At 61.4% G+C, this 10,781-nt stretch carries 12 protein-coding genes and 1 tRNA gene; 8 read left to right on the top strand and 5 right to left on the bottom strand.

Annotated elements, in window-relative coordinates; translation table 11 throughout:
* The 3 genes from GPL81_RS28635 to GPL81_RS28625 all read left to right on the top strand — a co-directional run.
* A partial coding sequence (locus tag GPL81_RS28635) for a hypothetical protein (RefSeq protein WP_160109455.1) occupies positions 1-554 on the top strand: 554 nt, incomplete at its 5' end.
* A gap of 22 nt (positions 555-576) precedes the next feature.
* Complete coding sequence (locus GPL81_RS28630; RefSeq protein WP_160109454.1) at positions 577-1,215, top strand: helix-turn-helix transcriptional regulator; 639 nt, start codon at positions 577-579, stop codon at positions 1,213-1,215.
* Positions 1,216-1,362: 147 nt separating this feature from the next.
* Complete coding sequence (locus GPL81_RS28625) at positions 1,363-2,223, top strand: CAP domain-containing protein (RefSeq protein WP_160109453.1); 861 nt, start codon at positions 1,363-1,365, stop codon at positions 2,221-2,223.
* Between the two features lie 188 nt (positions 2,224-2,411).
* On the opposite strand, the gene GPL81_RS28620 is transcribed toward GPL81_RS28625, so the two are convergent.
* Complete coding sequence (locus GPL81_RS28620) at positions 2,412-3,422, bottom strand: GlxA family transcriptional regulator (protein ID WP_178122633.1); 1,011 nt, start codon at positions 3,420-3,422, stop codon at positions 2,412-2,414.
* A gap of 241 nt (positions 3,423-3,663) precedes the next feature.
* Between GPL81_RS28620 and GPL81_RS28615 the strand changes: the two genes are divergently transcribed.
* Positions 3,664-4,722 carry an MBL fold metallo-hydrolase gene (locus tag GPL81_RS28615; RefSeq protein ID WP_160109451.1) on the top strand — a complete coding sequence of 353 codons (1,059 nt, stop codon included), beginning with the start codon at positions 3,664-3,666 and terminating at the stop codon, positions 4,720-4,722.
* Between the two features lie 114 nt (positions 4,723-4,836).
* On the opposite strand, the gene GPL81_RS28610 is transcribed toward GPL81_RS28615, so the two are convergent.
* Together GPL81_RS28610 and GPL81_RS28605 are read right to left on the bottom strand one after the other, a co-directional pair.
* Positions 4,837-5,469 (bottom strand): Vgb family protein, encoded by a 633-nt coding sequence (locus tag GPL81_RS28610; RefSeq protein WP_160109450.1) that lies wholly within the window; start codon positions 5,467-5,469, stop codon positions 4,837-4,839.
* A 36-nt stretch (positions 5,470-5,505) separates the two neighbouring features.
* Positions 5,506-6,726, bottom strand: coding sequence for a helix-turn-helix domain-containing protein (locus GPL81_RS28605; RefSeq protein WP_160109449.1), 1,221 nt, complete (start codon positions 6,724-6,726; stop codon positions 5,506-5,508).
* A 179-nt stretch (positions 6,727-6,905) separates the two neighbouring features.
* Here GPL81_RS28605 and GPL81_RS28600 point away from each other — a divergent pair, with 179 nt between their 5' ends.
* The 4 genes from GPL81_RS28600 to GPL81_RS28585 all read left to right on the top strand — a co-directional run bounded on the left by GPL81_RS28600 (position 6,906) and on the right by GPL81_RS28585 (position 9,160).
* Positions 6,906-7,184 (top strand): Rho-binding antiterminator, encoded by a 279-nt coding sequence (locus GPL81_RS28600; protein WP_160109448.1) that lies wholly within the window; start codon positions 6,906-6,908, stop codon positions 7,182-7,184.
* A gap of 383 nt (positions 7,185-7,567) precedes the next feature.
* Complete coding sequence (locus tag GPL81_RS28595) at positions 7,568-8,020, top strand: Ohr family peroxiredoxin (RefSeq protein ID WP_160109447.1); 453 nt, start codon at positions 7,568-7,570, stop codon at positions 8,018-8,020.
* 78 nt (positions 8,021-8,098) lie between these two features.
* Positions 8,099-8,551 (top strand): Ohr family peroxiredoxin, encoded by a 453-nt coding sequence (locus GPL81_RS28590; protein ID WP_160109446.1) that lies wholly within the window; start codon positions 8,099-8,101, stop codon positions 8,549-8,551.
* A gap of 153 nt (positions 8,552-8,704) precedes the next feature.
* Positions 8,705-9,160 (top strand): MarR family winged helix-turn-helix transcriptional regulator, encoded by a 456-nt coding sequence (locus GPL81_RS28585; protein WP_160109445.1) that lies wholly within the window; start codon positions 8,705-8,707, stop codon positions 9,158-9,160.
* Between the two features lie 117 nt (positions 9,161-9,277).
* On the opposite strand, the gene GPL81_RS28580 is transcribed toward GPL81_RS28585, so the two are convergent.
* Together GPL81_RS28580 and GPL81_RS28575 are read right to left on the bottom strand one after the other, a co-directional pair.
* Positions 9,278-10,378: a polyamine ABC transporter substrate-binding protein gene (locus GPL81_RS28580; protein ID WP_160109444.1), complete on the bottom strand. Its 1,101-nt coding sequence runs from the start codon at positions 10,376-10,378 to the stop codon at positions 9,278-9,280.
* 302 nt (positions 10,379-10,680) lie between these two features.
* A tRNA-Gln gene (locus GPL81_RS28575) sits at positions 10,681-10,755 on the bottom strand.
* Between the last annotated feature and the right edge of the window lie 26 nt (positions 10,756-10,781).

Genomic DNA, 10,781 nt, shown 5'->3' with positions numbered 1-10,781 from the left:
CCTCCCCCACCGCCGACAGCCCGGCACTGACCACGCGCCTGGCGCTGCGTGATTTGTGGGTCGAGCACATCTTCTGGATCAGGACCTACGCGCAGGCCAATCAATCCGCCGACCAGAAGCAAGCCAAGGTCGCCGCAGACCAAGTGGTCGACAACGCCACCAAAATCGCCAACAGCATCGCCCCGCTCTACGGCCAGCCGGCGGCGGATCAACTGCTCAAGTTGCTTGCCGGTCACTGGGGCGCGGTGAAACACTACAGCGACGCCACGGTGGCCAAGGACGCCAAGGGCAAACAGGCCGCCGTCACCGAGTTGACCACTAATGCCAAGGCGATTGCAGCGTTCCTGGCCGGTGCCAACCCGAACCTGCCGGAGGCGACGCTGGTGAATATGTTGTCGGCCCATGGCGGCCATCACGTGGCCCAGATCGATGAGTTCGCCGCACACGATTACGCCGGTGAAGCGCGCACCTGGTCGATGATGCGCACGCATATCCTGGCACTGGCCGACGCGTTGACCGCGGCACTGGTCAAGCAATTCCCGGACAAGTTCTGACACCACGCGGGGCATACCTACCATGCTGGAAGGACTGGGCCGGACACAGCAAGACTTGCTCAATGCGTTGCTGCACCATGCGGGCGGCATGAGCATCGACGAGTTGGCTGACCATCTGTCCGTCACGCGCACGGCGATTCGCCAACACCTGGCGGCGCTGGAGCGTGACGGCCTGGTGTTGCGCGGCGAAACCCGCCCGACGGGACGGCGACCGGAGCAGCTGTATCGCCTCACCGACCATGCCAGGGAACAATTCCCCCGCCAGTATCAGCTGCTGGCCAGCGCGCTGATCGATGAAGTGGCCGACATCATCGGCCCCGAGGCCCTGGCGACGCTGATGCGCAGCCTGGGCCGCAAACTGGCCCAGGACCGCGAGCCAGGCGTTGTCGATGAAGCGAAGATCGTGGAGCACATGAATCAGGCCGGTTATGAGGCCGAGGTGTTCTTTCGCTCATCCGGCGACGCGCAAATCGTCGCCCACAACTGTGTGTTCCATCGCCTGGCCGCGGCCCACCCGGTGGTCTGCGAGCTGGACCTGGCGCTGATCGGCACCTTGGGCGGCGGTGAGGTCGAGCACAGCGAATGCATGGTACGTGGCGGTCATGTCTGCCGTTTCAAACTGCGGCCGATCGAACCTGCGCAGAAGGTTAAAACCGAATAGGCCCGCCCCCCCGCTACGTTCGTCGGACACTCGAGCGCATCAGAAAATATCCCCTCCAGCCCCTTGAACTAGTTTCGGGGCGCCAGTCTAAAACCGGCGATTGATCCTCCTCCCAACCGTCGTCATCTCATCAGAGTTGTCCGCCCCATGCGCCAATCCGCCCTCGCCTTGCGCTTCACTTCGCTGTGCCTGCTGTTCTCGCTGCCCCTGATCGTCAGCCCCGCCCACGCCGGTGCGGAGCGAGAACTGGTGGACGCCATCAATGATTACCGCGCCCACCCCCAAGGCTGCGAACGCCGTCCCGGCCAACGCCTGGCACCGCTGGCACTCAAATCCAGCCTGGCATTGCCGGTGGGTTATGGCGGTGGTTTGCGGGAAAGACTGAAGGATTCCGGGTATCAGGCGGTGTCGGTGCGCAGCATTCGTGTGGTGGGTGCGCGCGATGCCGATGAGGCGTTCGATCTGATGCAGAGCGAACACTGCTCCGCCTTGCTCGATAGCCAATATGCCGATGTCGGGGTCAGCCACAGCCGGGGTGAATGGCAAGTGGTGCTGGCGCAGCCGGTCATGAGCAGTCAATTGAACGATACGCGCAGCGTCGGCAAAACCTTGCTGGCGCAGGTCAACGCGGCCCGTGCGAAACCGCGCCTGTGCGGTCGCCAGCGCTTCGCCGCCGCCCGGCCACTGGCCTGGAACCCCAACCTCGGCGCTGCAGCACAGGGGCACAGCAAAGCGATGGCCTACGGCAACTACTTCGCCCACCGCGACCCCGATGGTGACATGCCCGCCGACCGGGCCAGAGCCGCGGGTTACCGTGGCCGGCAGATTGGCGAAAACATCGCCGCCGGCCAGGGTTCACCGAGCCAGGCCATGGCCGGCTGGCTGGCCAGCCCCGGGCATTGCGCCAACTTGATGAACCCGATGTTTACCCAGGTGGGTGCGGGCTTCGCGACGCAAGCGCGCAGTGATGAAGGGGTTTACTGGACGATGTTGTTTGGGGCGCCTTGAGTAGGAAATTGCGTTGACTGTGATGCCGTCTTCGCGAGCAGGCTCGCTCCCACAGGGAACTTTGGTGAACACAAAATCTGTGTACACACCGGTCCATTGTGGGAGCGAGCCTGCTCGCGAAGGCGATAGCTGGCCCACCAGAAATCTTCGGGATGGCGGGCTACTTCATTGCAGAACCCATCCGGCCTTTACTTGACCAGCCGCGTTTCCTTCGACGGCCGATAGCCGAAATAAGCGCTGTAGCACTTGCTGAAGTGGCTGGGCGACACGAAACCACAGGCCACCGACACCTCAACGATGCTTAATGAGGTGTGCTGCAGCAAACGCCGTGCTTCAGTGATCCGCAAATCCATGTAGTAGCGCTGGGGTGTAGTGCCCAGTTGCTCCTTGAACAGCCGCTCGATCTGCCGCCGGGAGCGCCCCGCATATTCGCAAAGCGCTTCCATCTCCAGCGGCTCTTCGAGGTTGGCGTCCATCAGGTTGACCACCTCCCGCAGCGGGCCACAGACCGAGGCATTCAGCGACGGCTTTATGCGCCGGTAACGCGAAGCCTCGAACGCCAGGATATCTTCAATGCCGTCGGTCAGCGCCTTGTCGTGCAATCCCCGGATCCACTCCAGCGCCATGTAGAACGTACCGTTAGGACTGGAGGCGGTCAGGCGGTCGCGGTCGACCACATAGGCTTCGCTGGTGACTTGGGTCAGCTTGGCGATTTCTGCCAGTGCCGGGCGATGTTCGGGGTGAATTGCACAGCGATAGCCGTCGAGCAAACCGGCGCGCCCGAGAAACCAGGCGCCGTTCCACACCCCCGCCAGCGTAATCCCCTGTTCGGCTGCATCATGCAGAAGGCTGATCAACGCCTCGTCAGCCTTGAGCGCGGTGCGGTAGCCGCCACACACCACCAGTAAATCCAGTTCCTGGATCTCGGCGTGACTGAGGCAGGCATCGGGTCGAATCACCAACCCCAGATCGCTGATCACTTCCCCTTCGCTCAAGCCAAAGGTTTTCGTTGAAAACAGCTCGGGGCGCAACAGGTTGGCGGTGACGACCGTGTCGAGCGCCTGGGTGAATGCCGGCAACGAAAAATGCTCCAGCAACAGAAAGCCTGCCCGGGCGCGGACTGACTGGCCTTCGTGCTCATTGAGGTAGCGCAGGTTCTTACCCCTCATGCCACCGCTGAATTGACGTCGCTCTACCAACGCACGCCTCGCTTCGCCGTGTTGACGAACATGTGATTCAACGCCTTGATATCTGTCGCTCCTGACCGCAAAAAACGAAGCCGGCGAACCCGAAGTTGCTCGCTGCGTGCTCTGTTTACTCAAGTTGAGACCCGTGAGCAAGCGAATCACTACAAAACCGCAACAAATGACAGCGACATCACTGGCTCTATCGGTTGCCCCTGCCTACGCTTGCCAAAGCAATATCCGCGGAGGCCCGCCCATGCGCAGGACCGTGCTGCCCATTCTGCTGTTGCTGACGGCTTGCACCCATACCCCCGAAAGCGAGGGATTGAAGGTGTCCGACCTGCACGGTTTGAGCGGGCCGAAGATTGAGTTCCTCGGCGTCGGCGGCTGGCTGCTGCACTGGAATAACGAAGGCCTGCTGCTGGCACCGTCTTTCAGCAACCCGGCAACCCTGGGCATCCGGGGATTTCCCGCGCTCAGGGTGCAAGCAGACCCTTCGAGGATCGACCCGCACATGCCGGCGGCAACGGATGTGAAGATGTTGCTGGTCGGTCACGCCCACTATGACCACTTGCTGGATGTCGCTCATGTGGTGAGAAGCAAGGCACCGAACGCCACCGTCTATGGCTCGGAAACCGTCCACCACCTCTTGCAGGCCGACAAACCCGTAGTCCCCTCCGTCGTGCCCGGCCGCGCGCAGATCAGCAACAGCAAGGACCCGGGCTGGCGGGGCACATGGTTCTACTCCTCCGGCCAGTCTCTCAAGGACGGGGAAGACCCGATGAGTCTTCCGGGCGGCCCGCCTTCCGGCAAGATCCGCGCGATGCCTGTAGAGAGCATGCATGCACCGCACATCTTCGGCATCAATCTGCTGCCCGGCGCCTATGACCATGACCTGGAGCAAGTGCCGACCTCCGTCTTCGACTGGAAGCTGGGCCACAAAACGTTGGCGTGGGTGATCGACCTGTTGGGCGACGATGGCAAACCGGTGTATCGCATTCACTATCAGGACAGTGCCGCCGATCCACCCTGGGGTTTTCCCCCGGTCATTGCCGACGGCAAAGGCTACGATGTGGAGATCCTCTGCGCTGCCAGTTGGGACGAAGTCTCGTACTACCCCACCGGACTGCTACGAGTAACCCGGCCCCGGCGGGTAGTCATCGGGCACTGGGAAAACTTCTTCGGCAACGACCTCGACAAGCCAGCCCGGACCATACCCTTGCAAGACTATCGTGGTCTGGTCAAACGACTGGAAGGTTATGACTACGTGGTGCCCGAGCCTTTCTCCGAAGTGGCCCTGCCGCCACAGCTGTAACAGCTGACTGGCTGGCGACGATGATAGGGCGGCGGATGTTTGCTTGAGTGAGAAGGGCCTGATGATTTTACGTTTGTTCATCAGGCCCAATCCTCACACGTGAAGCCCCGCGCCTCATGAAGGACGACGAACCGCCCTCACCCGCCCACTGCTGCCACCGCCACAGAAAAACCGCTCGCCACCATCGGACTCAAGTCCGGAGACCCCGATGCCCGCCGGCATTTTCAGGCTCTCCAGCACCTCGCCGGTGTTCGAATCGACGCGGCGCAATTCGCTTTCATCGCCTTCCCACGTGCCATGCCACAGCGCGCCCTCGACCCAGGTCACGCCGGTGACAAAGCGGTTGGATTCCAGGGTGCGCAAAATCGCACCGCTGTCGGGGTCGATCTGATGGATTTTGCGTTCGCGGTACTGGCCCACCCACAGCGTGCCTTCGGCCCAGGTCAGCCCCGAATCGTTGCCGCCACCGGGTGCCGGGATGGTGGAAAGTACGCGACCGGTCTGAGGGTCGATTTTCTGGATGCGGTCCTCGGCGATCTGGAACAGATGCTTGCCATCGAAAGCGGTGCCGGCATGGGCGGCGACGTCGATCGAGCGCAGGATCCGGCCGCTCTCGGGGTCCAGGGCGTTGAGCTTGTCGGTGGTTGCAAACCACACTTGCTTGCCGTCCCAAGTGACGCCGTGTACGGCGTCGACACCCTCGATGGGCCCATAGTCACGGAGGATTTCGGCGGCTGACTGTTTCATGTTGGTGTTCCTCTTCAGGGGTTGGTGGCGTTCATCCTAGCCACCGGGCAGCGGAACCGGGAGTAACAAGGTCGTCGCGAAACCGGGGACCGGCGGGGTCAGCCAACGCCGTGCCCGCCCCTGTCCGAACGACTGCACCTTGCCCGATTCGGCCAGCGTATCGAGGGTCCGCTGGACGGTGCGCTGGCTGCTACCCAATGCCAGCGCCAAGGCCGAACTCGACCATGCCTCGCCGTCACTGAGCAAGGCGAACACTGCTGCATGTTTTTCTTCAACCGGTGGGGTGAGCAGGACAACGTCGGGTGAAACCTGCGCCACCAGTGCATAGCCGCGTTGGGTTGCGCTCACACCGGCCAGGGGTTTGAGCGTCGCGCGCAGCCGGCCGATTTCGACCCGCAGCCGGGCACGATGGGATTCATCGCTGAGCTTCAGGCGAAAGGCCCTGGCGATGAGTGTTTCCCGTGGCACATCGTGCGGCCAGGCTTCGGCCAGTGATCGCACGAGGGTGAAGAGGATCGGCCGCGTCGACAGCGACACCGACATGCCCGCACCGCGCACGAGGTATCGGCACGCGTCCACCACCAGCGAGGTCGAGGCCAGCAACGCTTCCACTTCGTCGAGCACCAACGGTCGCTCTTCACCCTGGGTCAGCCAATACGCGGCGGGACTGTCGAGTATGCGAACGGCACTGTCGACTTCCGCCACCAGCGCGGGAATGGCGGATTGCCGGGCAGCGAGTTCGGCTCTGGCGAGGGCCGCGCGGGCAGCTTGCGATTGCAGGTGCCGCATGGCGATCCCCGCCGCCACCAGTTCGTGGGTGGCGCGCAGTGGCGGCGGCAGGGTTGCCGGGTCAAGTCGGGCGAGTTTTTCCTGCGCCTCATCAAGCTGGCCGATCAGCAACAGGCGGCGGATATCCAGATACCGTGCATGGGCGGCATTTACCCAATCGCCATGAGCCTCCAGCGTGTGTTGTGCGGCGTGGAGTGCTTTCACCGGCCAACCGAGGTCCCGTGAAGCCAGTGCGATCTCGGCTTCGGCGACGATGCAACGCGCCCTGGCGACCACCTCTTTCGGCCCGAACGCCCGCGCCGCCCGACGCACCAGCGCCTTGGCCCGCAGCAGATCGCCCAGTTGCGCCATGGCAATCCCGCGCAGCGCCAGCGCCGGTGCATCCTCGCGCAACGCAATCCGGTCCAGTGCGCCGAGCGGATTACCGGCCGCCAGTGCCTGGGCGGCGGCTGTGATCAGCGAGTCCATTGCAGTCCTGCCATTGGGGGCACTCCAGCGGTGGATAGTCGCTGTTGAGTCTATCCCAGAGTGTTCGCTGCGCAGGACGCACTCAAAAAGGAGCGGTATATTCGGTGCTTGTGCTGACGCCATCGCGGACAAGCAAGGTTACTTCACCATCAAACTGCAAGGTTGCCAGGAGTAACGACATGAACACCTATCAGCCCTTGAACTGCGACCTGCATGACTATCTGGAGATCGCCTGCCTGCGCGGCTATCGATTGGATATCGAATTGAAAGACGGCGCACGCTTGGTCGCCAAGGCGCTGACCACGCGCACCGCCAGCAGCAAGGAAGAATTCCTCTGCCTGGAAACGACTGACGGCCAGCAGGAGCTCCGCCTGGACCAACTGCTGGCCATCACGCCACTGGACGCCAATGCCCAGTTCGGCCGGGTGGCATTTTCCGACGCCACCTGCACCTTCTGAGAAACCCTCCGTTTGCCAATGATCGCCGTATCGACCGGGCGAGGGCTCGGCGCAACTTACCGGCGATGTCAGGCGTTGCAGTGTTGATTGGACTGACGTCTTCGCGAGCAAGCATCACTCCTACAAATACGCGGGGATCTGTAGGAGCTGGCTTGCCAGCGAAAGCGGTGGGGCAGTCAATACATTTATCGCTTGAAAGAACGCCTTCGCTGGCAAGCCAGCTCCTACAGGGGAATGCGCAGCTGACCCCAACCGTTCGTCGCACAGGTACATAGACACCCCTTGACGTCGCTTGGGTTCTGCGGGACTATCACTTCCATCGGATGCGATATAAACGCACACGACACTAAATCAAACCAGAATGCGCCACCGAGGATCCACCCATGAGCAAGATCGAAAAAGTACTGGCCACCGGCAAAACCCACACCACCTTCAACAGCGCTGGCTACACCTCGCGCGGCCATAACGGCAACCTCGACATCGAACTGTCGTCGCCCGGTTCCACCCAGCCGGCCCACGTTTTCACCGCCACCCAGCCCCACCCGAAAGCCGAGCAATTGTTCGCCGGCGCCTGGTCGGCCTGCTACACCGCCGCCGTCGGTCTGGTGGCACAGGAACGCAACGTCGTGCTGCCAGCTGACATGGCCGTCGACATCGAAGTGGACCTGGGCCAGACTGGTCCGGCCTACTTCCTTCAGGCCCGACTGACCCTGCGCGTTCCGGGGCTGGCCCATGATGTTGCGACCGAACTGGCGCACATCGCAGATTCCATCTGCCCCTACTCCAAAGCCACACGCGGCAATATCGACGTTGCCCTGACCGTAATCACGGCGTGATGTTTTAGCGAATCACTTATATCGCATGCGATACAAGCGCATGCGAACACAACATACTGCAAATCCGAGGAAATCATCATGAGCAAGATCGAAAAAGTACTGGCCAGCGGCAAAACCCACACCACCCACAACAGCGCCGGCTACACCTCGCGCGGCCATAACGGCAGCCTCGACATTGAACTGTCGTCGCCCGGCAGCGCTACACCGGCCCACCTGTTCACCGGTGTCCAGCCGCACCCGAAAGCCGAGCAACTGTTCGCGGGGGCCTGGTCGGCCTGCTATATCGCGGCGGTCGGCCTGGCGGCCCAACAGTTGAAGGTGACACTGCCGGCCGATACAGCCGTCGACATCGAGGTCGATCTAGGCCAGACCGGTGCGGAGTATTTCCTCCAGGCTCGCCTGACCCTACGTGCACCGGGGCTGGAACAGGACATCGCCACTGAAATGGCGCACATCGCGCACTCCATCTGCCCGTATTCCAAGGCGACCCGCAACAACATTGACGTCACCCTGAATGTCGTCACCGCGTAACACATCCCACGGCCGGTTCACCGGGCATTCCCCCCGGTGAACCGGCCGTCGGTCTTTACACAACCTGAGCCGACTGAAGGATTCAAGCACTTCCGACACCATCGCATCCGACGTATAGTTTCAGCCTGTCAAGACTGGCCATAGAGATCCCCCATGAAAACCACCGACAAGCCATCCGCACTGGATCTGAAGCTCTCCGACTTCCTGTGCTTTGCGGTCTATTCCACCAACCTGGCCTTCGGCAAGGCCTACAAGCCGATGCTCGAACGACTCGGCCTGACCTACACGCAATACATCACCCTGGTGGCGTTGTGGGAGGTCGACAACCAGACCGTGGGCAGCCTCGGTGAAAAGCTGTTTCTCGAATCCAACACCCTGACGCCAATCCTGAAAAAGCTTGAGGCGATGGGGTATCTGCTGCGCCAGCGTGACCCGGAAGATGAGCGTCAGGTGCGGATCAGCCTGACCCCGCAAGGTCGCAAACTTCGCGAAGAACTGACAGAAGACGGCTTTCCGCAAACCGGCCTTGATCCGGATGATTTTGTGCAGATGCAGAAAGCAATCGTGGCATTACGCAATAACCTGATTCGCACGACGAATGCCCGGTAGGAGCGAGCCTGCTCGCGATGGACTCAAGATCGCCGCGTTTAACCAGTAGACACGCGTTATCGTTAACGACCATCGCGAGCAGGCTCGCTCCTACAGGGGATTGGTTGGGTTCAAGTCTTACTTGTCGGACTTGATGGCAGTCCACACCCGCGTGCGCACCCGCTCCAGCTTCTGCGGCAACGGCTGCACGACATACAGGGTTTTCAGTGCTTCGCTGGTCGGCGTCAGGTTCGGATTGCCGGTGATGTCCTTGTTGATCAACGCCAGTGAGTCCTTGTTGGCATTGGGATAGCCGAGGAAATCGCTGATGGGTGCGATGACTTTGGGCTCGAGCAAGGTGTTGAGAAACTCGTGGGCCTCGTCGACGTCCTTCGCGCTCTTCGGAATGGCGAAGGTGTCAAACCAGATCGGTGCGCCCTCCTTCGGCAAGCGCCAGTCGACCACCACACCATTGCCCGCTTCCTTGGCCCGGTTGCCGAACTGGTAGAAGCTGCCGGAGTAACCGATGGCCACGCAAATGTCGCCGTTGGCGATGTCGGTCATGTACTTGGCCGAGTTGAAGTAGGTGACGTAGGGGCGAACCTTCAGCATCAGCGCCTTGGCTTTCTCGTAGTCATCCGGGTTCTGGCTGTTCGGGTCCAGTCCCAGGTAATGCAGGGCCAGCGGCAGGATTTCCGAAGGCGAGTCGAGCATGGCCACGCCACAGGCCTTGAGCTTTTCCATGTTCTCGGGTTTGAACACCAGGTCCCAACTGTCCACCGGCGCGTTCTCGCCCAGCGCCGCCTTGACCTTGGCCGGGTTGAAGCCGATCAAAACGGTGCCGTACATGTAAGGCACGCCGTACTGGTTGCCGGGGTCGTTGGCGTCGAGCAACTTGAGCAGTGCCGGGTCCTGATGCTTCCAGTTGGGCAGCTTGGACTTGTCGAGTTTCTGGAACACCCCGGCCTTGATCTGGGTTTCGATGAACTGGTTCGATGGCACCACCAGGTCGTAGCCGGAGTTACCGGTCAGCAGCTTGGCTTCCAGGGACTCGTTGGTGTCGAAGGTGTCCCAGGTCACTTTGATACCGGTTTGCGTGGCAAAGTCCTTGGGCACGGACGGCAGGATGTAATCCGCCCAGTTATAGACCCTCAATTCGCGCTGTTCGGCGTGCACCGCGCTGGCCAGCAGCGTCAGCCCGCAAACCGTGGCGCCCAGGATGCGTTTCATGGTTTCCATGGATCAGTTCCCCAATGTCAGCTCGTTGATTTTTTATGTTCTATTCACGGCAGCGGCCTGCAAAAAGGCCAAGGGCAAGGAAAATCAGGATTCAGGTTATGGATTCGGTGGGTACTGCCAAGAAGCGACCCGGTTCCGATTCTTGCTGACAGCCTGGACGGTTCACAGCGTGAGGCAGGCCAAAAGGAGATCGATATGGCCAATATCCGTGTCCCGATGGATCAGGATGGGACTCGGCTGAGGGGATAATCTGCGGGCATAAAAAAACGCCAGTCCCGATCGGAACTGGCGTTTCTTGAAGATGGCAGGGGCGGCTGGATTCGAACCAACGCATGGCAGGATCAAAACCTGCTGCCTTACCGCTTGGCGACGCCCCTGCAAATATTGCGATGAGTGCCTGGCA

The organism is Pseudomonas izuensis (genome assembly GCF_009861505.1).
GTDB classification, from domain to species: Bacteria; Pseudomonadota; Gammaproteobacteria; order Pseudomonadales; family Pseudomonadaceae; genus Aquipseudomonas; species Aquipseudomonas izuensis.
The sequence above is the reverse complement of the archived record's forward strand: the minus strand, read 5'-3'. Positions and strand labels throughout refer to the sequence as shown.